General features: G+C 69.0%; 25 protein-coding genes. 15 read left to right on the top strand and 10 right to left on the bottom strand.

Annotation, left to right across the window (positions count from 1 at the left end):
- Positions 1–196: 196 nt before the first annotated feature.
- Positions 197–739: a hypothetical protein gene (locus ACTJLF_RS23370; RefSeq protein ID WP_020722991.1), complete on the bottom strand. Its 543-nt coding sequence runs from the start codon at positions 737–739 to the stop codon at positions 197–199.
- 121 nt (positions 740–860) lie between these two features.
- Between ACTJLF_RS23370 and ACTJLF_RS23375 the strand changes: the two genes are divergently transcribed.
- Positions 861–1,841: a LysR family transcriptional regulator gene (locus ACTJLF_RS23375; RefSeq protein ID WP_019653465.1), complete on the top strand. Its 981-nt coding sequence runs from the start codon at positions 861–863 to the stop codon at positions 1,839–1,841.
- A 21-nt stretch (positions 1,842–1,862) separates the two neighbouring features.
- On the opposite strand, the gene ACTJLF_RS23380 is transcribed toward ACTJLF_RS23375, so the two are convergent.
- Positions 1,863–2,036 carry a hypothetical protein gene (locus ACTJLF_RS23380; protein WP_019653466.1) on the bottom strand — a complete coding sequence of 58 codons (174 nt, stop codon included), beginning with the start codon at positions 2,034–2,036 and terminating at the stop codon, positions 1,863–1,865.
- 125 nt (positions 2,037–2,161) lie between these two features.
- On the opposite strand from ACTJLF_RS23380, the gene ACTJLF_RS23385 reads away from it, so the two are divergent.
- Both ACTJLF_RS23385 and ACTJLF_RS23390 read left to right on the top strand, forming a co-directional pair.
- The gene (locus tag ACTJLF_RS23385; RefSeq protein ID WP_126183458.1) at positions 2,162–2,989 is read left to right on the top strand and encodes a metallophosphoesterase; all 828 of its coding nucleotides are present in this window, start codon (positions 2,162–2,164) and stop codon (positions 2,987–2,989) included.
- Between the two features lie 73 nt (positions 2,990–3,062).
- Positions 3,063–4,571: an amidase gene (locus ACTJLF_RS23390; protein ID WP_440883999.1), complete on the top strand. Its 1,509-nt coding sequence runs from the start codon at positions 3,063–3,065 to the stop codon at positions 4,569–4,571.
- Positions 4,572–4,608: 37 nt separating this feature from the next.
- Here ACTJLF_RS23390 and ACTJLF_RS23395 read toward each other — a convergent pair whose 3' ends face one another.
- Entirely contained in the window at positions 4,609–5,346 is a 738-nt protein-coding gene (locus ACTJLF_RS23395; protein WP_019653469.1) for a GntR family transcriptional regulator, read from the bottom strand.
- Positions 5,347–5,608: 262 nt separating this feature from the next.
- Between ACTJLF_RS23395 and ACTJLF_RS23400 the strand changes: the two genes are divergently transcribed.
- The 8 genes from ACTJLF_RS23400 to ACTJLF_RS23435 all read left to right on the top strand — a co-directional run bounded on the left by ACTJLF_RS23400 (position 5,609) and on the right by ACTJLF_RS23435 (position 13,401).
- Positions 5,609–6,946, top strand: a complete 1,338-nt coding sequence (locus tag ACTJLF_RS23400) for an aromatic ring-hydroxylating dioxygenase subunit alpha (RefSeq protein WP_126183460.1) — start codon at positions 5,609–5,611, stop codon at positions 6,944–6,946.
- 25 nt (positions 6,947–6,971) lie between these two features.
- Positions 6,972–8,420, top strand: coding sequence for a glutamine synthetase family protein (locus ACTJLF_RS23405; RefSeq protein ID WP_440884000.1), 1,449 nt, complete (start codon positions 6,972–6,974; stop codon positions 8,418–8,420).
- 5 nt (positions 8,421–8,425) lie between these two features.
- On the top strand, positions 8,426–8,749 hold the full coding sequence (locus ACTJLF_RS23410; RefSeq protein ID WP_019653472.1) for a 2Fe-2S iron-sulfur cluster-binding protein: 324 nt from the start codon (positions 8,426–8,428) through the stop codon (positions 8,747–8,749).
- A 98-nt stretch (positions 8,750–8,847) separates the two neighbouring features.
- Positions 8,848–10,047 carry an ABC transporter substrate-binding protein gene (locus tag ACTJLF_RS23415; RefSeq protein ID WP_440884001.1) on the top strand — a complete coding sequence of 400 codons (1,200 nt, stop codon included), beginning with the start codon at positions 8,848–8,850 and terminating at the stop codon, positions 10,045–10,047.
- A gap of 58 nt (positions 10,048–10,105) precedes the next feature.
- On the top strand, positions 10,106–10,966 hold the full coding sequence (locus tag ACTJLF_RS23420) for a branched-chain amino acid ABC transporter permease (RefSeq protein ID WP_440884002.1): 861 nt from the start codon (positions 10,106–10,108) through the stop codon (positions 10,964–10,966).
- The gene (locus tag ACTJLF_RS23425; RefSeq protein WP_440884003.1) at positions 10,963–11,925 is read left to right on the top strand and encodes a branched-chain amino acid ABC transporter permease; all 963 of its coding nucleotides are present in this window, start codon (positions 10,963–10,965) and stop codon (positions 11,923–11,925) included. Before ACTJLF_RS23420 ends, ACTJLF_RS23425 begins: the two co-directional genes overlap by 4 nt.
- Positions 11,922–12,704: an ABC transporter ATP-binding protein gene (locus tag ACTJLF_RS23430; RefSeq protein ID WP_440884004.1), complete on the top strand. Its 783-nt coding sequence runs from the start codon at positions 11,922–11,924 to the stop codon at positions 12,702–12,704. The genes ACTJLF_RS23425 and ACTJLF_RS23430 overlap by 4 nt, the downstream gene beginning before the upstream one ends.
- The gene (locus ACTJLF_RS23435) at positions 12,697–13,401 is read left to right on the top strand and encodes an ABC transporter ATP-binding protein (protein WP_440884005.1); all 705 of its coding nucleotides are present in this window, start codon (positions 12,697–12,699) and stop codon (positions 13,399–13,401) included. The genes ACTJLF_RS23430 and ACTJLF_RS23435 overlap by 8 nt, the downstream gene beginning before the upstream one ends.
- Positions 13,402–13,506: 105 nt before the next feature.
- Here the strand turns inward: ACTJLF_RS23435 and ACTJLF_RS23440 are convergent, their stop codons facing one another.
- The 4 genes from ACTJLF_RS23440 to ACTJLF_RS23455 all read right to left on the bottom strand — a co-directional run bounded on the left by ACTJLF_RS23440 (position 13,507) and on the right by ACTJLF_RS23455 (position 19,362).
- A complete protein-coding gene (locus ACTJLF_RS23440) occupies positions 13,507–14,667 on the bottom strand; it encodes an ABC transporter substrate-binding protein (RefSeq protein ID WP_132801791.1) in 1,161 nt (386 codons plus the stop codon).
- A 96-nt stretch (positions 14,668–14,763) separates the two neighbouring features.
- On the bottom strand, positions 14,764–16,059 hold the full coding sequence (locus ACTJLF_RS23445) for a cytochrome c peroxidase (RefSeq protein ID WP_132801789.1): 1,296 nt from the start codon (positions 16,057–16,059) through the stop codon (positions 14,764–14,766).
- A 25-nt stretch (positions 16,060–16,084) separates the two neighbouring features.
- Positions 16,085–17,662, bottom strand: a complete 1,578-nt coding sequence (locus ACTJLF_RS23450; protein WP_440884006.1) for a metallophosphoesterase — start codon at positions 17,660–17,662, stop codon at positions 16,085–16,087.
- 122 nt (positions 17,663–17,784) lie between these two features.
- Complete coding sequence (locus ACTJLF_RS23455) at positions 17,785–19,362, bottom strand: phospholipase D family protein (protein ID WP_126183469.1); 1,578 nt, start codon at positions 19,360–19,362, stop codon at positions 17,785–17,787.
- 72 nt (positions 19,363–19,434) lie between these two features.
- Here ACTJLF_RS23455 and ACTJLF_RS23460 point away from each other — a divergent pair, with 72 nt between their 5' ends.
- Complete coding sequence (locus tag ACTJLF_RS23460) at positions 19,435–20,664, top strand: nucleoside recognition domain-containing protein (protein ID WP_126183470.1); 1,230 nt, start codon at positions 19,435–19,437, stop codon at positions 20,662–20,664.
- On the opposite strand, the gene ACTJLF_RS23465 is transcribed toward ACTJLF_RS23460, so the two are convergent.
- Positions 20,646–22,655 carry an alkyl/aryl-sulfatase gene (locus ACTJLF_RS23465; protein ID WP_440884007.1) on the bottom strand — a complete coding sequence of 670 codons (2,010 nt, stop codon included), beginning with the start codon at positions 22,653–22,655 and terminating at the stop codon, positions 20,646–20,648. The genes ACTJLF_RS23460 and ACTJLF_RS23465 overlap by 19 nt on opposite strands.
- A 73-nt stretch (positions 22,656–22,728) precedes the next feature.
- Here ACTJLF_RS23465 and ACTJLF_RS23470 point away from each other — a divergent pair, with 73 nt between their 5' ends.
- Genes ACTJLF_RS23470 through ACTJLF_RS23480 form a run of 3 tightly spaced genes read left to right on the top strand, consistent with a single transcriptional unit; the run spans position 22,729 to position 24,710 of the window.
- Positions 22,729–23,658, top strand: a complete 930-nt coding sequence (locus tag ACTJLF_RS23470; RefSeq protein ID WP_440884008.1) for a LysR family transcriptional regulator — start codon at positions 22,729–22,731, stop codon at positions 23,656–23,658.
- Between the two features lie 6 nt (positions 23,659–23,664).
- Complete coding sequence (locus ACTJLF_RS23475) at positions 23,665–24,210, top strand: flavin reductase family protein (RefSeq protein WP_020722994.1); 546 nt, start codon at positions 23,665–23,667, stop codon at positions 24,208–24,210.
- Complete coding sequence (locus ACTJLF_RS23480) at positions 24,207–24,710, top strand: BON domain-containing protein (RefSeq protein ID WP_132801775.1); 504 nt, start codon at positions 24,207–24,209, stop codon at positions 24,708–24,710. Before ACTJLF_RS23475 ends, ACTJLF_RS23480 begins: the two co-directional genes overlap by 4 nt.
- A gap of 25 nt (positions 24,711–24,735) precedes the next feature.
- On the opposite strand, the gene ACTJLF_RS23485 is transcribed toward ACTJLF_RS23480, so the two are convergent.
- Together ACTJLF_RS23485 and ACTJLF_RS23490 are read right to left on the bottom strand one after the other, a co-directional pair.
- Positions 24,736–25,551 carry an ABC transporter permease gene (locus ACTJLF_RS23485; RefSeq protein ID WP_440884009.1) on the bottom strand — a complete coding sequence of 272 codons (816 nt, stop codon included), beginning with the start codon at positions 25,549–25,551 and terminating at the stop codon, positions 24,736–24,738.
- 10 nt (positions 25,552–25,561) lie between these two features.
- Positions 25,562–26,312 (bottom strand): ABC transporter ATP-binding protein (locus tag ACTJLF_RS23490; protein WP_440884010.1); only part of this gene is annotated, 751 nt, incomplete at its 5' end.

Raw genomic sequence — 26,312 nt, forward strand, 5'->3', positions numbered from 1 at the left:
CCAGCCGCTTCAACAACACAAGGCCGTCAGTAGCGAAGCCCTCGAGTATATGACAGATTTTCTCGGCCCGTCAACTTCCGCACGATTCTTTTTGATCAGCCCTCACGCCAGACCAAGACAAGCCTTAGAAGTGGGCCAAAAAAGAAAGCCGCCCCTAGGGCGGCTTTCTTCATCCAGCGCTTCGCTTCTCTACTTATTAGTAGTAGCGCGAACTGTTCATACGGCGCATCGCTTCGTACAGCGTAGGCATGCGCACTTCCTGCGAACGGACATTCATGCGGGCCAGCGCATCGATCTTTGCTGCCTCGGTTGCCGACACGGTGCCTTCCGACTGCTGGCGCCACATGGCGGCCTGCAACTCCTGCATCACGCGCGGGTCGCTCTGTGCAGTGGCGAGGAAGCGGGCATCCGCATGCGCGGCGGCACGGCGTTGAGCAGCGGAGCGCCATGCCGAGGCAAGGCGGCCCTGGCGGATCGAGCCTGCGAACAGTGCGAACAAGGCAATGGCTGCAATGCAGAACACCGCCCAGGCAGCGAGCAGGCCGCCTTCGTTCCAGTTGGAAACGAGCGACTCGGTCACCACCAGCACCGCCGCCGCGATCGCGACGATCAGCAGTGCGATGAGCGGGCGGGCGCCGTTGGCACCGGCGCGGGCGGCCTGGATCTGGCCGAACAGGACTTCGGCGCGACGCACGCCGGGGTGGACAGTAGGTTGGTCAACGTGAACGAAGCTAGTCATGATGCATCCCTCCTGGGACATTGGTAATCAGTGGTGGCGAACAAGGCCGATGGGGTGATATTAGGGATTACCCCAGTGTTTATCCACTTTATCTTTCTGATGTTTATCATTCACACCACTGATGGACGTCAACTTTCGCACGCTCGACCTCAACCTCCTCCGCGTCTTCGACGAGGTGATGGCAGAGCGCAACCTCACGCGCGCGGCCCGGAACCTGTCCATCACCCAGCCGGCGGTGAGCAACGCGCTCCGGCGCCTGCGGGAAGTTCTGGGGGACGAGCTGGTGCGCCGCTCCGGCGCAGGCGTCGAACCCACCCCTCGTGCGCTCGCCCTGTGGCCGACCGTGCGCGATGCCCTTCGCCAGCTGCAGCACACGCTCGCGCCCGGGGAGTTCGACGCGGGCACGGCCGACACCACCTTCCTGCTGGCCATGGCGGACGCAACCGCGGCCGAGCTCATACCAGGCCTGGTGCAGATTGCGGAAAAGGAGGCCCCGGCCATTTCGCTGCGCGTGCTGCCGCTGACCACGCGCGACCCGCGCCGCATGCTCGAGCAGGAAGAAGTGGACATGGCCGTCGGCTACTTCCCGGCGGTGATCGCCAGCCTCGCCGCGCGCGGCCAGTCGGGCGTGGGAGTCCCGTTCGAGACACAGCGGCTCTACCTGGGCCAATATGTATGTGTGATGCGGCGCGGCCATCCGCTGGCGAAAGCGCCGCTGACGCTCGATGACTACTGCGCGGCGCGGCATCTGCTGGTGAGTTTTTCCGGCCGTCCCTACGGCTTCATCGACCAGACGCTGGGCGCGATGGGACGTGAGCGACGCATCGTGGTGACGGTGAACCAGTTCTTCACCGCGGGCCGGGTGGTGGCCAATTCCGATCTGCTGACCGTGCTGCCCCGTCACTTCGTGACCGTGACCGGCATCGACGACCAGCTTGTGCTGCGCGACCTGCCCTTCGACCAGCCGCCGGTGCACGTGGACGCCATCTGGCACCGGCGCGCCCAGCACGGGCACTCTCACGAGTGGCTGCGCAATGCGCTGCTGCGCTCCGCAGCCGCGGCTTTCGCCGGGTCGGTCCTCGGACAGAAGGTGCCCGACTGACCTTGCTTGTCAGTCAGTGGATCAGCGGACGACGCTGAGCCAGGCGCTGGCGGCGGCGCGCAGTTCCTGGGCATGGCGGGCGCCACGGCCGGCGCGGATGTCGGCGCTTTCCATCAGGGCGGCGGCGTGGCTGGCCGGCGCATTGGCGCTTGAAGAACGGAAGAAACGGGCCACTTGGGCGAGAAGGCTGAACATGATGGTGCGCGGCTTGTGGCTGCGCTGGAGTGGTTGATGTTTCAAGAATAAGGGTTAACCCTATAAATTCAACCCAAACCTTATGCGCGTCATGCATGGGACAATTCACCTAGACTGGCCCGACGATGAAGCTGCAACTGCTTTCCGACCTGCACCTGGAGTCCAACCCGCACTTCCGGGCCGAGCCGCTTCCCGGTGCCGACATGCTGGTCCTGGCGGGCGACATCGGCTCTTACCAGCAGGGCTCCCGCCTGATCGACCCCGATTTCGGCCTGGGCCGCTTCTCGCCCCGCAACGGATGGCCGGTGCCGGTGATCTACGTGCCGGGCAACCACGAATACGACAACGTCGACTTCGACGAGACCCACGAGCGCCTGCGCGCGCTCTGCGACGAGCTCGAGATCATCTGGCTGGAGCGCGAATCCCGCGTGATCGAAGGCGTCCGCTTCGTCGGCACCACGCTCTGGGCCGATTTCGACGCGCTCGCCGAGCCGACCGACGGCCTTGCCGAAGCGCTCAAGAAGCGCGGCAAGGCGATGCGCGCGGCCGATTTCTATCTTGAAAAAGCGGCCACCATGCGTAACGGCGAACTCTTCCTCGCCGCGCAGCTGCGGGAGCAGGCGCTCGCCTGCCAGGAGTGGCTCACGCAGGCGCTGGCCGAGCCTTTCGACGGCACCACGGTGGTCATCACGCACTTCGCGCCCAGCCTGGAGAGCGGAGACCCGCGCTACGGCCTGACACCCGGCACCGCGGGTTTCTGCAACGCGCTCGACGCGCTGCTGCCCCACGCGCAGCTCTGGCTGCACGGCCATCTGCACTGTCCGTCCGACTACGTGAAGAACGGCTGCCGCGTGGTCGCCAACCCGCTGGGCTACGCGCGCAACGGCGAGCAGGAAGGCTACAGGCCGCAACTGCTGATCGAGGTGCCCGACACCCGGCAACCGCAACGGTAACGGCCGGCAACGCCTCCGCAGCCTCGGCTGTGTAGACTGGCCCGATTCCATCCGAACGACGGGGGAGCGCGCCATGACGCAGCAGCAGAAACAACAAGGACGTCGCCACTTCCTGCAGCAGGCCACCGGCGCCGCCGCGACCACCGGCGTGCTCTCGTTCTGGCCGCAAGCCTTCGCCCAGAAACCGCCTGAGGCGACCACCGGCCGAGCCCTGGGACAGCTCTCGATGGCGGAGATGTCGCGCCGCCTCGCCGCCGGAAGCCTCAGCAGCAGCCAGCTGGTGGAAGAAGCGCTGGCCGCCATCCAGAACCCTGCCGGCGAGGGTGCCCGCACCTTCATCCGCGTGCATGCCGACTCGGCCCGTGCCACCGCCGCGCGGCTCGACGCCGAGCGCAAGAGCGGCCGACCTGCCGCGTCGCCCATCGCAGGCATCCCGATCTCGCTGAAGGACCTGTTCGACGAAGCCGGCGTCACCACGCTGGGGGGCTCCACGGTGCTGGCCGGCCAGCCGCCGGCCGCGCGCGATGCCATCGTGGTCGAACGGCTGCGGCGTGCCGGCGCGATCATCATCGGGCGCTCCAACACGGTCGAGTTCGCCTACACCGGCCTGGGCATCAACCCGCACTACGGCACGCCGAAGAACGCCTACGACCGCGCGACGGGCCGCATCCCCGGAGGCTCGACTTCGGGCGGCGCGATCTCGCTGACCGACGGCATGGCGGCCGGCGCGATCGGCACCGACACCGGCGGATCGCTGCGCATCCCGGCGGCCCTCAACGGACTGGTGGGCTTCAAGCCGACGCAGCGGCGCGTTCCGCTCGACGGCGTGCTGCCGCTGTCGACCTCCTTCGACTCGGCCGGGCCGATGGCCTGGACGGTGGAAGACTGCGCCCTGCTCGATGCCGTGCTCGCCGCCGAGCTGCCGCGTCCGCTGCGGGTGCTGCCGATGCGCGGCCTGCGCTTCGCGGTGCCCGGGACCTTCTTCCTCGACGAGCTCTCGCCGCCGGTGGCCGCGGCCTTCGCGTCGGCACTGGCCAAGCTCTCGGCCGCGGGCGCGACGGTCACCGAGCTGCCGATGGCCGAATTCGCGAAGGCGCCGAACATCAACCCGCGCGGCATGATCACCGCCGCCGAGGCCTTCACCTGGCACCGCGAGTTCATCAAGACCGGCGCCGCCAGGTACGACCCGCGCGTGCTGGCCCGCATCAGGACCGGCGAGACGATCACCGCGCCCGACTACCTGCAGCTCCAGGCGCTGCGCCGCCAGTTCATCCGCTCGATCAACACCGCGGCCGCAAGCTACGACGCGATGCTGATGCCCACCACGCCCGACATCGCGCCGCCCATCGCCGAGGTGCTGAAGGACGACGAAACCTACTACCGGATCAACGGCCGCATGCTGCGCAACCCCTCGGTGGTGAACCTGTTCGACGGCTGTGCGCTCTCGGTGCCCTGCCATGACGCGGGCACCGCGCCGGTGGGGCTGATGGTGGCCGGCATCGGCAACACCGATCACCGGCTGCTCGCGGTCGGCGCGGCGGTGGAGGCGGTGGTGACGCCGCGGCGCGCTCTCAGCAGCTGAGCCGCCGTACCGCCAGGCGGCCGCCGGCGCCCGGAATTCAGGCGCCGCCGCGACCCTTCGCCACCAGCTTGATGCCCGGCATGAGCTCGGCCGCGAGTTCGGGCCGCTCCAGCGCGTAGTCGAGGTTCATGCGCGCGATCTCGACGTGCTCCTCGCCCAGCGCCTGCGCGCGCGAGCCCTGCCCGCGCTCGATGGCCTGCACCATCGCATGGTGGGTGCGGTGCGCCTGGCGCATCCACTGCTGGCCCTCTTCCATCGACGACTGCATCGGCAGCATCGCGCTCGGGGCGGCGAAGGGCTGGCCGCCGAGCATGTCCATCACCCGCTTGAGCGCGAGGTTGCCGCAGCCTTCGATGATCAGCTTGTGGAAGCGGTCGTTCATCTCGACGTAGGCGGCGTAGTCGTCGAGCTCCATGCTGGGCTTGTTCACGGCGCGGTCGCCGTCTTCCAGGCAGTCCTTCAGGTCGCGCAGCAGCTGGCGCGAGGCGCCGTCCTCGGCCAGCAGGCGCGCGGCGAAGCCTTCGATCACGCCGCGCACGCGGATGGCGTCGGCCACCTCCTGCGAGGTGAAGCGGCGCATCTGGTAGCCGCCACTGGGCGACTGCTCGATCAGCCCTTCGTGCTCCAGGCTGGCCAGCGCCAGCCGCACCGGGGTGCGCGAAGCCTCGAGCTTCTCGGCCAGCGGGATCTCGGCCAGCCGCTCTCCGGGCACGAATTCGCCCTTGAGGATCATGTCGCGCAGTTGCACGAGCACGCGGGATTGTTGGGAGTCCATGGGCGAATTCTAGGAGACGGACTCCGCATTGCACGCAGCGTATTTACTCTGGCTCGGTTGTTGCATGCATTGCTTCACAACCAGTGTCAAAAACCGACGATACGCTCAGCGTTTACCCTGATTTTGGCCTTTGAAAGCCCCAGATTGGGGCAATTTTGCAGATGAAAGTTTGACCGGGATCGAGGATCACCAAGACAATGCATACAGTTGCATGCAATGGCTGCAAGCCTCTTTCCACAGTCCCCACGATGGAGCCCGCACGATGATCAGCGCAGAGCAGAACGATTTCATCACCCGCGTCGGACCCGGCGCCCCCGCCGGCAAGCTGCTGCGCCGGTACTGGCAGCCGGTGGCCCTGGCCGACGAACTGGCGGGTCCGCGCCCGGTCAAGCCGGTGAAGCTCATGGGGCAGGACTTCGTCCTGTTCCGCGACGAGAACGGCCAGCTCGGCATGCTCGACCGCGACTGCCCGCACCGCGGCGCCGACCTCGCCTTCGGCCGGCTCGAGAACGGCGGCCTGCGCTGCGCCTTCCACGGCTGGCTGTTCGACGCCAAGGGCAACTGCCTCGAGACCCCGGCCGAGCCCGCCACCAGCAAGCTGTGCACCCGCATCAAGCAGTCGGCCTATCCGGTGGTCGAGAAGAGCGGCGTGGTCTTCGCCTACATCGGCGAGGGCGAGCCCCCGGCCTTCCCCGAGTTCGACTGCTTCGTCGCGCCCGACAGCCACACCTTCGCGTTCAAGGGCCTGTTCGAGTGCAACTGGCTGCAGGCGCTCGAGGTGGGCATCGACCCGGCACATGCCTCGTACCTGCACCGCTTCTTCGAGGACGAGGACACCTCCGAGAGCTACGGCAAGCAGTTCCGCGGCGCCTCGGCCGACTCCGACATGCCGATCACCAAGGTGCTGCGCGAGTACGACCGGCCCGACATCAGCGTCGAGCCCACCGACTACGGCTTCCGACTGAAGGCGCTGCGCAAGCTGTCGGAAGACACCACCCACGTGCGCGTGACCAACCTCGTGTTCCCGCAGGCCTTCGTGATCCCGATGAGCTCCGAGATGACCATCTCGCAGTGGCACGTGCCGGTGGACGACACGCACTGCTACTGGTACGCCATCTTCACGAGCTTCACCGGCCCGGTCGACAAGCAGCAGATGCGCGAGCAGCGCCTGAAGCTCTACGAACTGCCCGACTACACCTCGCGCAAGAACAAGCGCAACAACTACGGCTACAGCGTCGAGGAACAGCTCACCGAGACCTACACCGGCATGGGCGACGACATCAACGTGCACGACCAGTGGGCGGTGGAGTCGCAGGGCCCGATTCAAGACCGCACGCGCGAGCACCTGGGCAGCACCGACAAGGGGATCATTGCCTACCGCCGCGTGCTGGTGAAGGCGATCGAGGCCACGCTCGCCGGCGAAGGCGCACCGATGGTCATCGACGCCGCGCAGGCCAGCGCCATGACCGGGCCGCCCTCCATCGACGGCATCGGCCGCAACGTCGCCGACGAGGCCGCCACCGAGGCCTACTGGCAGGACGCCGACCGCGCCCGGCGACTGAAGTCGGACTGGGCCTCCGCACGCCTGGCCGCCGCCTGAGCCCCGCTCACAGGACACAAGCGCCATGAGCAGCCACACATTCGTCGACCGCTTCGGCCTCTGGAGCGAAGACCAGCACGCGCAGGCCAGGGAACTGGTGCGCCGCATCGACGGCGGCGAGGTCGACCTCGTCCGCTTCGCCTGGCCGGACCAGCACGGCATCCTGCGCGGCAAGACGCTGGTCGCGGCCGAGGCGCGCTCGGCCCTCTGGGAAGGCGTCAACCTCACCTCGACCCTGCTGGCCAAGGACACGTCGCACAAGACCGTGTTCCCGGTATTCACCCAGGGCGGCGGCTTCGCGGTCGAGGGCCTGCAGGGCGGTGCCGACTTCACCATCGTGGCCGACCCCGCCACCTTCAAGGTCCTGCCGTGGTCGCCGCGCACCGGCTGGGTGATGTGCGACGCCTACATGGCCGACGGCAGGCCCTGCCCCTTCGCCACGCGGCAGATCCTGCAGCGCGCGGTGCGCCAGCTCGACGAGCTGGGGCTGGACTTCATCGCCGGCCTCGAGGTGGAGTTCCATGTCTTCAAGCTCGACGACGCGCGCATGGGCCTGGCCGACTCGGGCCAGCCCGGCGAGCCGCCGCGCGTGTCGCTGCTCTCGCACGGCCACCAGTACCTCACCGAGCTGCGCTACGACCGCGTCGACGCGCTGATGGAGCTGCTGCGCTCGCAGCTCATGGCGCTGGGCCTTCCGCTGCGCTCGCTCGAGATCGAATTCGGCCCCAGCCAGTTCGAGCTGACCTTCGGTCCCACGGCCGGCGTCATGCCCGCCGATACCATGGTGCTGCTGCGCAGCGCCATCAAGCAGGTCTGCCAGCGCAACGGGCTGCATGCCACCTTCATGTGCCGGCCGAAGATCCCGAACGTGATGTCCAGCGGCTGGCACCTGCACCAGTCGCTGCGCCGCAAGGGCGACGGGGTCAATGCCTTCATGCCGGAAGCCGCGGGCGGGCAGCCGCTGAGCGAGACCGGCATGCACTACCTCGGCGGCCTCAAGGCGCACGCCTGCGGCGCCGCGGCGCTGGCGAGCCCCACCATCAACGGCTACCGGCGCTACCGCCCCTTCTCGCTCGCGCCCGACCGCGCGATCTGGGCCAAGGACAACCGCGGCGCGATGCTGCGCGTGCTCGGCGGCCCGGGCCAGTCGGCCACCCGCATCGAGAACCGCGTGGGCGAGCCGACGGCCAACCCGTACCTGTACCTGGCGTCGCAGCTGTTCTCGGGCCTCGACGGCATCCGCAACCGGATCGACCCCGGCCCCTCCGCCGACGCGCCCTACGAGACGCCGGCCGAGCAGCTGCCCCGTTCACTGGGCGACGCCCTCGCCTGCCTGCGCCGCGACGAGATGCTCAACGCGCAGATGGGCAAGACCTTCGTCGACTACCTCTGCCACATCAAGGAAGCGGAGATCGCCCGCTTCAACCTCGAAGTCAGCGAGTGGGAACACCGCGAGTACTTCGACATGTTCTAAACCCCATGCCCACGATCCACTACATCCTCAAGGACGGCACCACGCGCGAGGTCGACGCCAAGGTCGGCGCCAGCGTGATGGAGACCGCCATCCGCGGCAACGTGCGCGGCATCGATGCCGAGTGCGGCGGCTGCTGCTCCTGCGCCACCTGCCACGTCTACGTGGACGACGCCTTCATCGACCTGCTGCCGCCGCCCGACGACATGGAGAGCGCGCTGCTCGACGTCGTGGCGTCGGAGCGCCGGCCCGGTTCGCGGCTGAGCTGCCAGCTCAGCATCACCGCGGCCTTCGATGGCCTCACTGTGCGCGTGCCCGATACGCAGGTCTGACGCCTGGCTCGGGCATCATCGCGCGCTTCGCTTGCACCCGGTTACACGAAAGCAGCGCCCCGTCGGGCGCATCCACTCCACCTGAAAGGTCCTTTTCCATGACGATGACCAAGAGAACCCTCCTCTCGACCCTGCTTCTGGCCGGCCTCGGCCTCGCGGGCGCCACGGCGCATGCGGCCGACGAGCCGCTGCGCATCGGCCTCATCGCCACCTACTCGGGCCCGTACGCCGACTACGGCCGCCAGTTCGACGCCGGCATCGCGCTCTACCTGAAGGAGCACGGCGGCAAGGTGGGCGGCCGCACCGTCGAGATCATCAAGAAGGACACTGCCGGCCCCGCGCCCGACGCCGCCAAGCGCATCGCGCAGGAGCTCATCGTGCGCGACAAGGTGAACGTGCTCACCGGCCTGGACTTCAGCCCCAACGCCTACGCCGTGGGCGCCATCGCCACGCAGGCGAAGATCCCGACCATCGTGATGAACGCGGCCTCGTCGGCCATCACCACCAGCTCGCCCTACGTGGCGCGCCTGTCGTTCACCGTGCAGCAGGTCACCGACCCGATGGCGCGCTACATGCTCAAGGAAGGCATCAAGGACGCCTACACCGTGGTCGCCGACTACGCCTCGGGCGTCGACGCGGAAACCGCCTTCAAGAAGACCTTCACCGCCGGCGGCGGCAAGGTCTCGGGCGAGGTGCGCACGCCGATGAACAACCCCGACTTCTCGGCCTACGTGCAGCGCATCAAGGACGCCAAGCCCCAGGCCGTGTTCTTCTTCTTCCCCTCGGGCGTGATGCCGCCGGCCTTCCTGAAGGTCTGGAAGGAGCGCGGCATGGAGCAGGCCGGCATCAAGCTCTTCGCGACCGGCGAGGCCACCGACGACAGCTACCTCGACGCCACCGGCGACGTGGCGCTGGGCCTGGTCACCAGCCACCACTACTCCTTCGCGCACCCCTCGCCGAAGAACCAGAAGTTCGTGAAGGACTTCGCCGCCGACAACGGCACCAAGCTGCGCCCGAGCTACTTCGCCGTGACCGCCTACGACGCCATGGCCGCCATCGACCTCGCGCTGGCCAAGACCAAGGGCGACACCTCCGGCGACAAGTTCATGGACGCGCTCAAGGGCCTGAGCTTCGAGAGCCCGCGCGGCCCGGTGGAGATCGACCCGGGCACGCGCGACATCGTGCAGACCGTCTACATCCGCAAGACCGAGCGCGTGAACGGCCAGCTGGTGAACGTGGAGTTCGACAAGTTCGAGCGCGTGAAGGACCCGGCGAAGGAAGGCGCGGCCGCCAAGTAGGCGCGCTGCAGACCGATCGTTCAGTCAATCAGCCAGCGAGTCAGCCAGCGGGAAATTCATGGGCATCGTGATCTTCGACGGAGTGGCCTACGGCATGCTCCTCTTCCTCATCGGCGTGGGCCTGTCCATCACGATGGGGCTCATGAATTTCGTCAACCTCGCGCACGGCAGCTTCGCGATGGTGGGCGGCTATGCCGCGAGCGTGCTGATGAGCCGGTTCGGCGTGGGCTTCGGCCTCTCGCTCGCCGCCGCCTTCGTGGCGGCGGCCGTGCTGGGCGCGGTGCTGGAGTTCGTGTTCTACCGGCGCCTGTACCGCGCGCATCCGCTGGATCAGGTGCTGCTGTCGATCGGCGTGGTGTTCGTGTCGATCGCAGCCTTCACCTACTTCTTCGGCCCGACGATGCAGCCCTTCGCGCTGCCGCCGGCGCTCGACGGGCAGGTGTCGCTGGCGGGCCTGGAAGTGGGCCGCTACCGGCTCTTCCTGATCGTCTGCGGCGTGCTCGTGCTGGCCGCGCTGCTGCTGGGCCTGGGCAAGACGCGCTACGGCGCGATGGTGCGCGCGGCGGTCGACAACCAGCGCGTGGCCGGCGGCACCGGCATCCACGTGCAGCGGCTCTTCTTCCTGACCTTCTCGCTGGGCTGCGGCCTCGCGGGCCTGGGCGGCGCGCTGAGCCTGGGGATGCTGGGGCTGGAGCCCTCGTTTCCGCTCAAGTACCTCGTCTACTTCCTGATGGTGGTCTGCGTCGGCGGCGCGGGCACCGTCACGGGGCCCTTCATCGCGGCGCTGCTGGTCGGCATCGTCGACGTGGCGGGCAAGTACTACCTGCCGGAGACCGGCGCATTCCTCATCTACGTCTTCATGATCGTCATGCTGCTGGTGCTGCCGAACGGCATCGTCGCGAAGAAGGGGCTCGCATGAAAGCCCTGAACCTTTCCCCCGCGCAGCTGCGCATCGCCGAAGCGGCCTTCTGGCTCGCGCTGGCGTCGAGTTTCTTCCTGCTGCCCGACAAGCTCACGCTGATGAGCCAGGTGCTGATCTTCGGCCTGTTCGCGGTGTCGCTCGACATGGCGCTGGGCTACGCGGGCATCCTCACCGTGGGCCATGCGGCCTTCTTCGGCGCCGGCGCCTATGCGGCGGGCCTGCTGGCCAAGTACGGCTGGAGCGAGCCCTTCAGCGGACTCGTGTTCGCGCTCGCTGTGTGCGGCGCGCTGGGCTATGCGCTGAGCTACCTGGTGGTGCGCGGCGCCGATCTCACGCGGCTGATGATCACCATCGGCGTGTGCGTGCTGCTCTACGAACTGGCCAACCGGCTCTCGGGCATCACCGGCGGCACCGACGGGCTGCAGGGCGTGGTCATCGCGCCGGTGCTCGGCTTCTTCGAATTCGACCTCTACGGCAAGACGGCGTTCGGCTACGCCTTCGGCGTGGTGCTCGCGATGTTCCTGCTGGTGCGGCTGGTGCTGCGCTCGCCCTTCGGGCTGGCGCTGCGCGGCATCCACGACAGCCGCAAGCGCATGACGGCCATCGGCTCGCCGGTGGAGGCGCGGCTGCGCATGGCCTACGCCTTCTCGGCGGCGGTGGCGGGCGTGGCGGGCGCGCTGCTGGCGCAGACCACGCAGTTCGTCGGCATCGAATCGATCGGCTTCAACCGCTCGGCCGAAGTGCTCATCATCCTGGTGCTCGGCGGCACGGGGCGGCTCTATGGCGGGATGATCGGCGCCATCGTCTACATGCTGGTGCACGACTGGTTCGCCGACATGAACCCGCAGTACTGGATGTTCTGGCTCGGCGTCTTCCTGATCGCCGCCGTCATGCTGGGACGCGGCGGCATCATGGGCGCGCTCTCGCGCCTCGTTCGCACGGGGAAGGCGCGATGACGAACGCCACGCACACCCTGCGCACGCAGGACCTCGGCGTGCGCTTCGGCGCCTTCCAGGCCGTGGCCGAGGTGAACCTCTCGCTCGAACCCGGCGCGCGGCAGGCGCTGATCGGCCCCAACGGCGCCGGCAAGACCACGCTCATCAACCTGCTGACCGGCGTGCTCAAGCCCACCAGCGGCAGCATCCACATGGGCGCGGCGGACATCACGCGACTCTCCGGCGACAAACGTGCGCGAATGGGTCTGGCGCGCACCTTCCAGATCAACACGCTCTTTCCCAGCCTCACGCCGCTGTTGTCGGTGGTGCTGGCGATCAGCGAGCGCGAAGGGCTGGGCGCCACCTGGTGGCGGCCGCTGAAGGGCTGCACCGCGGTGTTCGACGAAGCCCATGCACTGCTTCGCACGCTGAAGCTCGACGGCCTCGCCGACGTGCCCGTGGCCGAGCTGGCCTACGGCAAGCAGCGGCTGCTCGAGATCGCGCTCGCGCTGGCGGCGAAGCCCCGCATCCTGCTGCTCGACGAGCCGGCCGCCGGCGTGCCGGAGGACGAGAGCGGCGAGCTGTTCGAGGCCATCGCGGCGCTGCCCGCGGACATCAGCGTGCTCTTCATCGAGCACGACATGAAGCTGGTCTTCCGCTTCGCCCGCCGCATCTCGGTGCTGGTGGGTGGACGCATCCTCACCGAGGGCACGCCTTCGGAAATCGGCGCCGACCCGCGCGTGCGCGAGGTCTACCTGGGCAGCTCGCACCTCCACCACCACCCACACCCACATGCCTGAAGCACTCGCCTTCGACAACGTCACCGCCGGCTATGGCAACGCCGTGGTGCTCGACCGGCTCGACTTCTCCCTGCAGCAGGGCGAGAGCCTCGCCATCCTCGGGCGCAACGGCGTGGGCAAGACCACGCTGCTCGAGACGCTGATGGGCAACACCCGCGTGATCCAGGGCGCGATCCGCTGGCAGGGCACGGACATCGTGCGCTGGCCCTCGCACCAGCGCGTGCGCGCGGGGCTGGGCTGGGTGCCGCAGGAACGCGAGGTGTTCCCCTCGCTCACCGTCGAGGAGAACCTCACCGTGATCTCGCGCCTGGGCGGCTGGAACCTCAAGCGCGTCTACGACTTCTTCCCGCGCCTGCGCGAGCGGCGCAGCAACTACGGCAACCAGCTCTCGGGCGGCGAGCAGCAGATGCTCGCCATCGGCCGCGCTCTCATGACCAACCCGAAGCTGCTGCTGCTCGACGAGCCCATGGAAGGCCTCGCGCCGATCATCGTGGAGGAACTGGCGGCGGCGATCCGCCGGCTGTGCGAATCGGAGGGGCTCGCGTCGATCGTGGTGGAGCAGCACCCGGTGCTGGCGCTGGAGATGACGCACAAGGCCATCGTGCTGGAGCGCGGCACGGTGGTGCATGCGGGGCCCAGCGCGGAACTGGCGGCCGACCAGGAGCTGCTGGAGGGCTTGCTGGGCGTCGGGGTTTGATTGCAGGCCCCCGCGGAACCGGCTTTGCCGGGCCGCAGGCGTCGCCCCCGGTGAGGGGGCTGGCGAAGCTATACGAAGCGCGCGAAGCCTAGGGCAGTACCTGGCCTAGCTCAGCATCTGTCCGCGGCTGCCGATGACGGCCACGTCCACGAACTGGCCGCCTTCGCGGTTGGTGCGTCCGTAGTTGATCTTCACGCCGCCGAGGTCGAAGTTCTCGATGCTGGCGAGGCCCGACATCACCGAGGCGCGCGTGAGCGTGCCGCCCGCGCGGCGCATGCCTTCGGCGAGCACGGCCGCGTTCAGATAGCCCTCCAGGCTGGTGAGCGAGAAATCCTTGACGCCGTTGGCCACCATGTCGGCCTGGTAGCGGCGCACGACCTCGAACCTGGTCGCGTATGGCGAGGGCACGACGATCACGAAGCCCAGGCCCTTGGCCAGGTCGCCCATGGCCGACAGCGCGCTGGCCGTGATGGACAGGCCGTAGGCCGAGCTGCTGTTGCCCGCCTCGCGCAGCGCCTTCAGGAACACCGGCGCCGTGCCGGCCAGCCCGACAACCACCACCTGCGGCTTGGCCTTGGCGATGGCTGCTGCGGCGGGGCCCACTTCCATGCTGGTGGTGTTGGGCGTGGTCGCGATGACCGCAGGCTCCAGCTTGGCCTTGGCCAGCGCGCTCTTGAAGGCCGCCAGCACCGACTGGCCCAGCGGGTCTTCCGAATGCACGAGGCCGATGCGGCTCTGGCCCAGCACGGCGGCGGTGCTCACGAGCTTCTCGACCTCCTGGTCGTAGTTGGCGCGCACCCAGAAGGTGTTGGGCGCATTCTTCTTGCGTAGCGAGATCGTGCCGGTGATGGGCCCCACCACGGCCATGCCGGGCACCGCATCCATCACCTCGGCCGTCTGGCGCGTGCCCAGGGGGTGCACCAGCGCGAGCACCGAACTGTCCTTCTCGAAGGCCAGGGCGTTGGCCTTGGCCACGTCGGGCTTGAAGGTGTCGTCGGCCATCACGAGCTCGACCTTGGTGCCGTTGATGCCGCCGGCCTTGTTCAGCGCGCTGAAGAAGGCGCTGGAGCCCTGGTAGAGGCCCTGGCCGTTGGCCTTCTCGACGCTGCTGTTGTCGAAGGTCGTTCCCACGCGCACCGGCCGGTTCTGCGCGAGCGCCGGAAAGCCGAGGCCGGCGGCGGCAGTGGCGGCGGCCAGGCCGGTCAGCGCACGCCGACGGCTGGTGGAAAGCGGCGCAATCGACTCGCGCGGCATGGGAACGGTCATGGTCGAAGTCTCCGGAAGTGAATGCGTCTGTGACAAAAGTTCACACTCTTTCGAGGAATGTAACGCACCTTCCCGCCCGGAAGATGACCTTGGCGGCTACTTCTTGGCCGGCTTCGGCATGGCCGCCACATAAGGGGCATCGGTCAGCGTGCCGAGGAAGGCGCTGATCTCGTCGATCTCCTCCTCCGTCAGCGCGGGTGTTGTGCCGGGGCGACGGTTCATCGGGGTGGAGTTGACGTTGATGTTGCCCCGGTAGGCGGCGGGCACGTCGTCGAAGGTCGGCTTGCCGTGGTACCACTCGGCGGGATCGGTGGAACGCGTGGCGTAGAACGCGACCGCCTCGCGCAGGGTGGTGAACACGCCGTTGTGCATGAAGCTCTGGCGCACCGCCACGTTGCGCAGTCCCGGCGTGCGGAAGTAGCCGCACCACTGGTTCGGCTCCGGCCAGCGCAGCCGGGCCGCCGTGCGGCACAGGCCGTTGTCGAAGCGGCGCGCATCGCGGTTGGCCGGCAGCGCGAGGTTGCGCGGCACGGCGATGGCGTCGTAGCCGAAGTCGGTGAAGAGCGAGCGCTCCGGCCGGCTCGCCGTGTCCGACAGCGTGTGGCACGACATGCAGTTGCCCTTGTCGGGGTTCTTGAACAGCGCGAGGCCGCGCATCTCCTGCGGGCTCAGCGGCGCTCGCTTGCGCAGGTAGTCGTCGAAGCGGGAGCTGAAGGGCGCCATTTCGTCGCTCTGCAGGTATGCCTGCAGCGCCTGGCCGATGCCCTTCACCGCCTGTTCGGGGTCGCGCAGCACGCGCGGCCCGAAGGCCAGCGACATCGCGGGAGCCAGGTCGGTGCCGCGCAGCTTGCGCAGCAGACTCTGCGGCGAGGCGTTGTTCATCTCGTCGGGGTCGAACAGCGGGCCGCGCGCCTGCTCGGCGAGCGTGTCGGCACGGCCGTCGGCGAAGAGGCCGCCGAAGGGCGAAGCGAAGGGCGCGTCGTCGTCCTGGTAGAAGTGCCGCCGCGGCACGTAGCGCACGTACAGCAGCGACGGCGCCGTGCGCGCGCTGAAACGGCCCGGCCGGCTGCCCTGCGGCGTGCGCGGGCCCGACAGCGAGGCCGCGTTGAGCGTCGAGGTGAAGGCGCGCAGCGGATCGTGGCAGCTCGCGCACGAGGTGCCCTGCGGCTGCGAGAGGCGCGTGTCGAAGAAGATGCGCCTGCCCAGCGCGGCGAGCGCCGGGTCGGGCCTGAACGTGGCCTCGGTGGGATCGATGCGCGCGGAGACCTTGGGCGTGGCGCCGATGCGTTCGACGACCACGCTCGGCGGGCCGCCCGGGTTGATCTCCACGGTAGTGGTCGCGGCAAGGGCGACGGCGGCAGCGCCCGCCCAGGCTACGCAGGCAGCCGTCATCGCCGGCGCGGCGCGGCGCGCATCGTCACGGCGTCAGGAAGCCGGTCTTGTCGCAGGCCAGCGTGCGGCCGGTCTGCTGGCAGGTGGCGAGCAGCTTGCCCGCCACCGTGTAGGCCTTGAAAGTCCAGCCCACGGCGGGCGACGCCTTGCGCTCCATCAGCATGAAGCCGAAGCTGCTGTGGTGCGTGATGCGGTCGACCGTCACGTCGGGCGCGGGCGCCGTGCCGGCGGGCAGCGGATCGGGCAGCGCCACGTCGAGGTTGTCCCCGCCGTTGCCGGACACCAGCGTCGCGGGATGGTCGGTGGCGAAATTCAGCGCCTGGAAGTCGTGCACGTGGCCGTGCAGCGCGATGTGCACGCCGCTCGGGTAGTAGGCCTTGGGGTTGAGGTTGCCCATCACAGACTGCAGCGCGAGGTTGCCCGAGGCCGGGGTCTGGCCCGCGACCGGCGCGAAGGCCAGGATGGGATGGTGGTTGGTGAACATCGTGGTCGTGATGCCGGGCTTGGCGGCCAGCGTCGCGACGGTCTGGAACTGCTTCTGGTAGGCGATGAACTGCGGATCGTTGGTCGCCAGCGCCACCTTGCCGGCCTTGGCCGAGTCGAACACGATGACCTGCGACCCCGTGCCCAGCTGCACCGCGTAGGGCTCGGAGTAGTTGCCGGTGCTGTCGTTGGCCGGGTCGTTGCACGAGCGCTTGTCGGCATACGGGCGCGGATCGAGGAAGCGCATCCAGCCCTGGCCGCCGCGTGCGCATTCCTCGTGGTTGCCGCGCACCACGATCCACGGTGCCTTGGCCAGCAGCGGTGCCGCCGGCTTGAAGAAGTCGGCCTGCCAGGTGTCCCAGCCGTAGCCCCAGGGGCTGTCCTTGCAGCCGGCGATGTCGTCGGGGCAGACGTTCTCGCGGTAGTGGTAGTCGCCGATGTGCAGCACCAGGTCGGGGTTGAATCCGGCGCCGGTGGCTGCGATCGGCGCGAAGGGCCATACCGTGCTGTCGTTGCAGGGCTGGTAGGCCTTGTCGGCCTTCTTCAGGCGGCAGCCGGTGTCGGCGAGCACCAGCACGCGCTGCGGCTCGGCCTTGGGCAGTGGCAGGGTGCGGGTGCCGATGGCGGCCTGCTTCGCGTCGGTCGGCAGCGTGGTCTCGCAGGCCGACACGGGAAAGGCGGAGGGCTTGGAATCGGCCGGGTCGCTGGCGGTGGTGCGCAGCGCCATCGTGCCGGCGGCCACGCGCAGGGTCATGCGCGTCGTCTTGCCGTCCACCGTGATCTGCGGGCACACGGCATTGGCGTCGGCCGTGATGGCCGAGGCCGGCGCGGTGTAGCCGGTGATGGCGCGCGCGATGGCGGCGTTGTTGTCGCCGATCTCCACCCACGTGGCCTGCAGGTTGGCGTCGGCCGAGGCGGCGTCGGACTGCGGGGCGGGCGCGGGAGCCGGCGCAGGCGCCGGAGCGGGTGCTGGGGGCACCGGCGGCCCCAGGACAATCGACTGGCCGTTGTCGCCGCCGTTGCAGCCCTGCAGCAGGATGGCGGTGCAGGCCAGGCCGGCAAGCCAGCGCAGGTCGGGCATGGCGCGCGGCGCGGGGGCCGCGGTGGGGGTGGTGCGCATCGGGGAATCCCTCTGGTTGTTGTGTCGTGGGACGCCGCAATCTAGAGGGCCAGTGTGCAATCCGTATTACACGGCCACGGTGCGCCAGGGGGGCGCGGAGAGCGCAGGAGGCAAAAGAACGGCTACAGCAGCTCTTCGCCCACGATGGGCAGCAGCAGCCAGTTCTTGAAGCGCAGCCAGAGGAACTCGCCCGGTTCGTCCTCGTGGACGATGTCGCCGCCGGCGTCGTCGTACTCCAGCCACTGGACGCGCCGGCCGTCGGGGCCCAGGCGCAGGCGGTAGCCGAGGTTCACGCGCTCGCCGCTCATGAGCCGGTCGTAGTCCTTCACCAGCTCGGGGCTGTCGATGACCAGCCCGATCTCGGTGTTGACCGCAGCCGAGCGGTGGTCGAGGTTCATCGAGCCGATGAAGAAGCGCTCGTCGTCGACGATCGCCAGCTTGGCGTGCAGCCGGCTGATCGACTTGCCGAAGTCGCCGAAGCGCCCCGAGCGCCCGGTGAGCGTGGGCGCGATCTCGTAGATGGTGACGCCGATCTTCAGCATGTCGGCGCGGTAGCGCTCGTAGCCCGCATAGGCCAGCGGCTCGTCGGTGGCGCCCAGCGAGTTCGTCACCACCGTGATGCGGCCGCCACGGTCGATGGCCTTCTTCATCATCGCCATGCCGCGCGCGCCCGGAATGAAGTACGGCGAGCCGATCTTCACCTCGCGCTCGGCCGAATTGATGACGCTGAGCGCGCCCTCCGTCACGCTGCCGGCGTAGGCGGCGTCGGCCTTGCGCGTGATCTTCTCGGGGTCGTCCACGAACAGCGTCGACGGCGCCCAGTAGCGCTCCACGTTGCCGGCGATGAGCTGCTGCCCCACGGGCGACTTGTCGAGCACGTCGCGCTGGTGCATGGCCACGTCGGGCACCGCGGTGCGCGCGATCTCGTCGAAGCGCTTCTGCGCCTGCTCCACGGGCATGCGCAGCGGCGCGATCTGCTCGATGGGGCGCACGTGCTCGCTGTTCCAGTAGCGGTCGAAGCCCTCGGACATCTGGCGCACCACCGGGCCGCTGGAGAGCACGTCCATGTCGATGAAGTTCGCCGCCGTGCTGCGCATGAAGTATTCGTTGGCGATGTTGCGCCCGCCCGAGACCGCGAAGCTGTTGTCGGCCACCAGCAGCTTGTTGTGCATGCGATGGTTGATGCGGCCGAAGTCGCTCAGCGAGAACAGCAGCCGCGTCGCCAGCGAATCGGCGCGCGAGGGCAGCGGGTTGAACAGCCGCACCTCGATGTTCGGGAAGGCCGACAGCGTGCTGAACACCTCGTCCTCGCCGCCGGTGTAGAGGTCGTCCACCAGCAGCCGCACGCGCACGCCGCGCGCTGCGGCCTCGCGCAGCTCCTTGAGGAACAGCAGGCCGACGTCGTCCTTCTGGATCAGGTAGTACTGCACGTCGAGCGACTTCTCGGCGTGCCGCGCGAGCGAGATGCGCGCGTCGAACGCGAAGGCTGCCTCCGGCAGCAGCCTGAAGCCCGAGAGCGAGGTCGACCCGCCGGGCGTCCCCTTGGCGGCGAGTTGTCCGAGCTCGGTCTGCGCCACGTCGGTGAAGGCCGTGACCACCGGGCGCGGCTGCGGCGGCGGCAGGCTCGCACAGCCCGCCAGCCAGAGGGCGGCGGCGCCCAGGGCGAAGGCGGCGAATCGACGGACGGTGGAGGCGCGCATGGGCCGAACTGTAGCTCGCGGCGGCCCGCGATGGCGGGCCTATCATCGAAGCGAAACAAAAGGAAAAGAAGCGTGCTCAACGGCTTGTGGCTGGGTTTCTTCGGGGTGGCGACGCTGGCGGCGCTGGGCCGGTGGCTCGTGGGCGGCGACCCGACGGTGTTCGCGGCGCTGGTCGAGGCGCTGTTCGCGATGGCGCGCCTGGCGGTCGAGGTGATGGTGCTGCTGTTCGGCACGCTGACGCTGTGGCTGGGCTTCCTGCGCATCGCCGAGGCGGCGGGGCTGGTCGGCTGGCTCGCGCGGCTGCTGGGGCCGCTCTTCCGGCGGCTCATGCCGGGCGTGCCCGCGGGGCACCCGGCGCTGGGCCTCATCACCATGAACTTCGCGGCCAACGCGCTCGGGCTGGACAACGCGGCCACGCCCATCGGCCTGAAGGCGATGCGCGAGCTGCAGCGGCTGAACCCCGACCCTGTGACGGCCACCAACGCGCAGATCCTCTTTCTCGTGCTCAATGCCTCGTCGCTGACGCTGCTGCCGGTCACCATCTTCATGTACCGGGCCCAGCAGGGCGCGGGCGACCCGACGCTGGTGTTCCTGCCGATCCTGCTGGCCACCAGCGCCTCCACGCTGGTCGGGCTGCTGTCGGTGGCGGTGGCGCAGCGGCTGCGGCTGTGGGACCCGGTGGTGCTGGCCTACCTGTTGCCGGGCGCGCTGCTGCTGGGCGGCTTCATGGCGCTGCTGGGCACGCTCTCGGCGGCGGCCATCGCCTCGCTGTCGTCGCTGCTGGGCAACCTCACGCTGTTCGGCGTGATCGTCGTGTTCCTGCTGGCGGGCGCCATCCGGCGCATCAAGGTGTACGAATGCTTCATCGAGGGCGCGAAGGAAGGCTTCGACATCGCGAAGAACCTGCTGCCCTACCTGGTGGCGATGCTGTGCGCCATCGGCGTGCTGCGCGCCTCGGGCGCGCTCGACTTCGCGCTCGGCGGCCTGCGCTGGCTGGTGACGGCGGCGGGGCTCGACGCACGCTTCGTCGACGCCATGCCCACCGCGCTGGTCAAGCCCTTCTCGGGCAGCGCGGCGCGCGCGATGCTGATCGAGACCATGAAGAGCCACGGCGTCGACAGCTTCCCTGCCCTGGTGGCCGCCACCATCCAGGGCAGCACCGAGACCACCTTCTACGTGCTGGCGGTGTACTTCGGTGCGGTCGGCATCCAGCGCACGCGGCACGCGGTGTCGTGCGCGCTGCTGGCCGAGCTGGCGGGCGTGGTGGCTGCCGTCGCGGTCTGCTACTGGTTCTTCGGCTGAGCCTTCGGCTCGACGATCGGGAACATCGGCTCGAAGGTGTCGAGCATCGACATCAGCTCCGCCAGCTTCGCGCGGTCGCCGTCGATCTTCACCTTGCCTGCGAGCACCGCCGCCGGGAAGCTCGTTTCCTTCAGCGTGATCGCGTCTAGCGTGGCGCGGTTCAGCGTCACCGTGGCGTCGGCGTCGGGCTGGCGGCCGGCGATGTGCGTGAGCGCGGAGTTCTCCAGCGTCAGCACGAACTGCTCGTTGGAATCGGTGAAGTTCCAGTTGATGGCCATCTTCTTTCCCTCGACCTTGGCGGCGTTCAGCCGCACGCCCAGGAAGTCGAAGAACAGGTCGTTGCTCACGGCCTTGAGCGAATCGGCATTGGCGCTGTTGCCGCCCGCGATCTTCGGCACGCCGTTGCGCAGCTCCATCGCGCCCACCAGGTAGGCGCTGCGCCAGGTCCCGGCTTCCGACTGGTAGCCCATCTGCTCGAGCGCATCGGCGCCCAGCTCGCGGGCCGCGCGATTGGTCGGGTCGGCGTACACGAGCTGGCTCATCGCGCTGGCCACCCAGCGGAACTCGCCCTTGCCGAAGTCTTTACGGGCGCGCGCCAGCACCGCATCGGCGCCGCCCATGTACTCGACGGTCTTCTTCGCATAGGCCACCGGCGGCAGCGGGTTCAGGTTGGCGGGGTTGGCGTCGTACCAGCCCAGGTACTTCTGGTAGACGGCCCTGGCGTTGTGCCGCAGCGTGCCGTAGTAGCCGCGCGCGGACCACTCCTGCTCCAGGCTCGCTGGCATGCGCAGCGTCTCGGCGATGTCGGCCGCGGTGTAGCCCTGGTTGAGCAGGCGCAGCGACTGGTCGTTGATGAACTTGTACATGTCGCGCTGCTTCTTCAGCAGGTCGACGATCCGGTCCTGCCCGAAGGTCGGCCAGTGGTGCTGGGCGATCAGCACTTCGGCCTTGCCGCCGAAGGCCACGCGGGCCTCGTCGATGTACTTCGACCACAGGTTGCCGTCGCGCACCTCCGCGCCGCGGATGGTGTAGAGGTTGTGCATGTTGTGCGTCACGTCCTCCGCCATGTTGAGCACGCGGAACTGCGGCAGGTACATGAGCATTTCCGACGGCGCCTCGGAGCCCGGCACCAGCCTGAAGACGAACTGCACGCCGTCGATGGTGCGCTCCTCCGTCGGCTTGTCGATGGTGGAGGTGGGCGCGATCAGCGACATGGTGCCGCGCGCCAGCGCCTTGCCCAGGCCGGTGTCGACCTGCCCGCGCGGACCCGGCGGCAGCAGCGTGCCGAACTGGTACTGCGAGCGCCGGCTCATCGCGTTGCCCGCGAGGATGTTCTCGGCCACGGCCGTTTCCATGAAGCCCGAGGGCGCGAGCACCTGCGCCTTGCCGGCCTTCACGTCGGCCTCGTCGACGACGCCCTTCACGCCGCCGAAGTGGTCGGCGTGGCCGTGCGTGTAGATCACCGTGCCCACAGGCTTGCGCGGGCGGTGCTGGTAGTAGAGCTCGAGCGCGGCGCGCGCGGTCTCGGCGGCCAGCAGCGGATCGATGACGATCAGCGAGCTGTCGCCTTCCACGATGGTCATGTTGGCGATGTCGAAGCCGCGCACCTGGTAGACGCGCTCGGTCACCTTGAACAGGCCGTGGATCGCGTTGAGCTGCGCCTGCCGCCACAGGCTGGGGTTGACGGTGTCGGCCGGCGCGTCCGCCTTGAGGAAGTCGTAGGGCTTCATGCTCCAGACGGGGCGCACGCCGGCGCCCGGCACCAGCGCGTCGGGCACGGTGCCGACGAAGCCGTGCATCGCGTCCTCGAAGTCCTGCCGGTTGGCGAAGGGCAGCGTCTTCGCCATCTCGGCATTGGCCTTGAGCGTGGAGGGCTCGGGCGCCTTGGGCGCGGCCTGCGCGAAGGTGGCGGACGGTGCGGCCAGCGCGCATGCAAGGGCGACGAGCGCGGCGGAGAAGGACGAAGGAGAAGCTGGCAAGGAAGAAGTCATCCGGCGATTCTGCGAAGCGACCGAATCACTGGCAAATGCAAAATATGCGCGTTCTTTTTAACTAAAACGCAAAATGCAGCTGCGCCAGTTCCAGCATCTCGTCGCCCTCGCCGACCAGGGCAGCTTCGGCCGCGCGGCCCAGGCGGTGCATCTTTCGCAGCCCGCCCTCTCGCGCAGCATCGAGAGCCTGGAGGAAAGCCTGCAGGCCCGCCTGGTCGACCGCGCCTACGGCAGCGTGCGCTTCACCCAGGCCGGCGAGCTGGTGCTGGCACGCGCGCGCGAGCTGCTGGCCGACGCGCAGCAGATCGCGCGCGACGTGCTGCAGCTCGAAGGGCTGGCCATCGGCAGCCTCGCGGTCGGCTTCGGCCCCTTCGCCGCCGGCACGCTGGGCCGCGCCGCGCTGTCGCTCATGACGCAGCGCCATCCACAGCTGCAGATGCGCATGGAGGTGGCCGACACCGCCACGCTGTGCGAGCGCCTGCACCGCCGCGAACTCGACCTGTTCGTGGCCGACACGCGCGACCTGACGAAGCAGCAGCCCGGCCTGAAGCTCGCGCGGCTGCCCAACCTGCCGGTGTCCTTCTTCGTGCGGCCGAAGCACCCGCTGCTCAAGCTCAGGCCGCAGCCCGTGCGCCTCGAAAAGCTCATGGACCATCCCGTCGCCGGCCCGCGCCTGCCGGCCGAGGTGGCGCTGCAGTTCGACCGGCTCGCCCCGCGCGGCGACCGCGGCGTTTTCAACGTGACCTGCGACGACACCGGCACGCTGCGGCACCTGGCACTCACGGCCGGCGCGGTGATCCTCGCGCCGGTCGCGCCTGTCCCCAGCCATCCGGGCCACGACACCGACACGCTGGTTCCCCTGCCGGTGGCGGGCCTGGAGCGCATGCAGACGCACTACAGCCTCGTCACGTTGGCGGCGCGCACGCCCTCCCCGGCCGCAGCCGCCTATACCCGGCTGGTGACCGAGTTGATGAGCCCCGGCGGGCAGGCCGGCGGGCGCTGAGCCAAAATGGGCCTCCCGCATCCGGCCTTTGCTTCTTTTTCCGTGACCACTCCCCGCCGGGCCCAGCCGCCCTCCTTTTCGTCCGACGAGTTCCGTGAAGCCCTCGGCATGTTCGCCACCGGCGTCACCGTCGTGACCGCGCGCGCGGCGAACGGCACGCTGGTCGGCCTCACTGCCAACTCCTTCAATTCGGTCTCGCTGACCCCGCCGCTGGTGCTGTGGAGCCTGTCTCGCGCGGCCGGCTCGATGCCCGCGCTGAGCGCCGGCTCGCACTACACGGTGAACATCCTCGCGGCCAACCAGAAGGCGCTGGCCGAGCGCTTCGCCGCCAAGAACATCGACCGCTGGGCCGACGTGGCCTACACCGAAGGCCTGGGCGGCGCGCCGGTGCTCGTGGGCGCTGCAGCCAGCTTCGAGTGCTTCAACCGCAGCCGCTACGACGAAGGCGACCACGTGATCTTCGTGGGCGAGGTGGAGCGCTGCTCGCACGATGCAGGCGCCTCGCCGCTGCTCTTCCACGGCGGGCGCTTCTACACAGAGCATCCCTTGTGACGCTTCGCCCTGCGCTCCTGCTTGTCCTGCTGCTCGCCGCGCAGGCCGGTACGGCGCAGGAAGCGAACGGGCCGGTCAAGCAGAACTGGTTCGACGACCCGTTCTTCCAGATCTCCTCGGGCCTGCCGGCCTGCGCCGTGCCTGAGGGCCCGTTCTATACGACCGAGGAGCGCCGCCTGCAGACCCACTCGCGGCTGGAGCGCGGCACCACCTGCTGGCTGGCCGGCAAGTGCGCCGACAGCAACGCCTACCGCTACGACAAGCCGCTCGCGCCCAAGGTGCGCGCCGCGCTGCTGGCCGTACCGGGGGTGAGGAAGGGCAGCGTCTGGGTGGTCATCCAGCGCCGCTGGGTCTACCTGCAGGGCTGCGTGCCGGACGCGGCGCTCGCCAGGAAGCTGGAACGCGCCGCGCGCGCGGTGCCCGACGTGGAGACGGTGGTGCCCGACCTGATGACGGGTACGCGGGGCAAGCCGCCCTATCCGGTGGCATCCGCCAGATAGAGACAGAGAAAGGCGGCGAGGCTGGCTAGCTTCCCAGCGCCGATTCGTGCCAGTGCCGCAGCAGCAGCCGGCCGATCGCGCTCACCACCAGGAAGAAGAGAAAGCCCAGCAGCGTCGCCGCGATCACCTCGGCGAACAGCAGCGCGGTGTACATGCGCCCCTGCGCGAACACGATCTGCACGCCGAGCCCGCCTTCGGCATTGCCCGAGCCGATGATGAATTCGCCCACGATGGCGCCGATCACCGACAGCCCCGCCGAGATGCGCAGCCCCGCGAAGATGTGCGGCAGCGCGCCCGGCAGCCGCAGCTTCCAGAACGACACCAGCCCGCCCGCGCGGTGCAGCGCGAACAGCTCCGCGAGATTGCGCGAGGTGGAGCGCAGGCCCAGCATCGTGTTGTTGATGATCGGGAAGAGCGACATGATGAAGCTCACGATCACCACCGACAGCTCGTTGTAGCCGAACCAGAGCACGATGAGCGGCGCGATCGCCACCACCGGCACGGTCTGCAGCAGCACCGCGTACGGATACAGGCTGCGCTCCAGCAGCCGCGACTGCGCCAGCACCGCAGCGCCCGCGATGCCGACGACGATGGCCAGCGCGTAGCCCAGCAGCGCCTCCTTCAGCGTGGAGAGCGTCGCACCCGCGAGCGTTGCGGCGTTCTCCACGGTGGCGGCCGCGACCTCCTGCGGCGATGGCAGCAGGTAGCCCTTGCCCTGGTAGACGGTGGCGCTCAGCAGCCACCAGAAGCCGATGGCGAGCAGCGCGACCACCAGCACGGGGCCGGCGTTGCGTGCGAAGGCCAGGGCAGGCGAGGAAGAAGATGAGGAAGAACGCGTCATCGTCGTTTCCTCAGGCGACCGCCTGCGCATGATGCTGCGCGCGCAGCACCGCCGTCACCTGTCCGGTGAGCGCCGCGAAGTCCGCGCTGGCGCGCAGCTCGGGCGCACGCGGAAATGCGAAGGGCACGTCGATCACGTCGAGGATGCGTCCCGGCCGCGGCGACATCACCACCACCCGGTTCGAGAGATACACCGCCTCGTGCACGTTGTGCGTCACCAGCACGCCGGTGAAGCCGGCCTGCCGCCACAGCGACGAGAGCTCCTCCTGCAACACGTCGCGCGTGAGTTCGTCGACGGCCGCCAGAGGCTCGTCGAGCAGCAGCAGTCCGGGGCGCAGAGCGAGTGCGCGGGCCAGCGACAGCCGCATGCGCATGCCGCCCGAGAGCTGGTGCGGATACGACTTCTCGAAGCCCGCGAGCCCCACCAGCTTCAGTGCCTCGGCAGCGCGCGGGCGATAGCTTTGGGGCGGGTGGCCTTCGAGCTCCATCAGCAGCTGCGCGTTGCGCTCCACGTTGCGCCAAGGCAGCAGCGCGGCCTCCTGGAACACGAAGGCGGTCTCGATGCCGTCGGGCCGCGTGCAGCGCCCGGTGCTCGGCGCGACCAGCCCCGCCATGATGCGCAGCAGGGTTGACTTGCCGCAGCCCGAGGGCCCGACGATGGAGACGAACTCTCCCGGGCGCAGCGCGAAGTCGACCGTGTCCAGCGCCAGCAGCCCGCCATCCTTGCGCGTGTCGAAACGCTTCGACACGCCCCCCATCCCG

It is taken from the genome of Variovorax sp. 22077 (assembly GCF_052044195.1).
Classification (GTDB): domain Bacteria; phylum Pseudomonadota; class Gammaproteobacteria; order Burkholderiales; family Burkholderiaceae_C; genus Variovorax; species Variovorax atrisoli.

Excerpts from the sequence above, each read along its gene's own strand:
- ACTJLF_RS23370 (WP_020722991.1), bottom strand. The coding sequence starts at position 739 with ATGACTAGCTTCGTTCACGTTGACCAACCTACTGTCCACCCCGGCGTG.
- ACTJLF_RS23375 (WP_019653465.1), top strand. The coding sequence starts at position 861 with ATGGACGTCAACTTTCGCACGCTCGACCTCAACCTCCTCCGCGTCTTC.
- ACTJLF_RS23380 (WP_019653466.1), bottom strand. The coding sequence starts at position 2,036 with ATGTTCAGCCTTCTCGCCCAAGTGGCCCGTTTCTTCCGTTCTTCAAGC.
- ACTJLF_RS23385 (WP_126183458.1), top strand. The coding sequence starts at position 2,162 with ATGAAGCTGCAACTGCTTTCCGACCTGCACCTGGAGTCCAACCCGCAC.
- ACTJLF_RS23390 (WP_440883999.1), top strand. The coding sequence starts at position 3,063 with ATGACGCAGCAGCAGAAACAACAAGGACGTCGCCACTTCCTGCAGCAG.
- ACTJLF_RS23395 (WP_019653469.1), bottom strand. The coding sequence starts at position 5,346 with ATGGACTCCCAACAATCCCGCGTGCTCGTGCAACTGCGCGACATGATC.
- ACTJLF_RS23400 (WP_126183460.1), top strand. The coding sequence starts at position 5,609 with ATGATCAGCGCAGAGCAGAACGATTTCATCACCCGCGTCGGACCCGGC.
- ACTJLF_RS23405 (WP_440884000.1), top strand. The coding sequence starts at position 6,972 with ATGAGCAGCCACACATTCGTCGACCGCTTCGGCCTCTGGAGCGAAGAC.
- ACTJLF_RS23410 (WP_019653472.1), top strand. The coding sequence starts at position 8,426 with ATGCCCACGATCCACTACATCCTCAAGGACGGCACCACGCGCGAGGTC.
- ACTJLF_RS23415 (WP_440884001.1), top strand. The coding sequence starts at position 8,848 with ATGACGATGACCAAGAGAACCCTCCTCTCGACCCTGCTTCTGGCCGGC.
- ACTJLF_RS23420 (WP_440884002.1), top strand. The coding sequence starts at position 10,106 with ATGGGCATCGTGATCTTCGACGGAGTGGCCTACGGCATGCTCCTCTTC.
- ACTJLF_RS23425 (WP_440884003.1), top strand. The coding sequence starts at position 10,963 with ATGAAAGCCCTGAACCTTTCCCCCGCGCAGCTGCGCATCGCCGAAGCG.
- ACTJLF_RS23430 (WP_440884004.1), top strand. The coding sequence starts at position 11,922 with ATGACGAACGCCACGCACACCCTGCGCACGCAGGACCTCGGCGTGCGC.
- ACTJLF_RS23435 (WP_440884005.1), top strand. The coding sequence starts at position 12,697 with ATGCCTGAAGCACTCGCCTTCGACAACGTCACCGCCGGCTATGGCAAC.
- ACTJLF_RS23440 (WP_132801791.1), bottom strand. The coding sequence starts at position 14,667 with ATGACCGTTCCCATGCCGCGCGAGTCGATTGCGCCGCTTTCCACCAGC.
- ACTJLF_RS23445 (WP_132801789.1), bottom strand. The coding sequence starts at position 16,059 with ATGACGGCTGCCTGCGTAGCCTGGGCGGGCGCTGCCGCCGTCGCCCTT.
- ACTJLF_RS23450 (WP_440884006.1), bottom strand. The coding sequence starts at position 17,662 with ATGCGCACCACCCCCACCGCGGCCCCCGCGCCGCGCGCCATGCCCGAC.
- ACTJLF_RS23455 (WP_126183469.1), bottom strand. The coding sequence starts at position 19,362 with ATGCGCGCCTCCACCGTCCGTCGATTCGCCGCCTTCGCCCTGGGCGCC.
- ACTJLF_RS23465 (WP_440884007.1), bottom strand. The coding sequence starts at position 22,655 with ATGACTTCTTCCTTGCCAGCTTCTCCTTCGTCCTTCTCCGCCGCGCTC.
- ACTJLF_RS23470 (WP_440884008.1), top strand. The coding sequence starts at position 22,729 with ATGCAGCTGCGCCAGTTCCAGCATCTCGTCGCCCTCGCCGACCAGGGC.
- ACTJLF_RS23475 (WP_020722994.1), top strand. The coding sequence starts at position 23,665 with ATGGGCCTCCCGCATCCGGCCTTTGCTTCTTTTTCCGTGACCACTCCC.
- ACTJLF_RS23485 (WP_440884009.1), bottom strand. The coding sequence starts at position 25,551 with ATGACGCGTTCTTCCTCATCTTCTTCCTCGCCTGCCCTGGCCTTCGCA.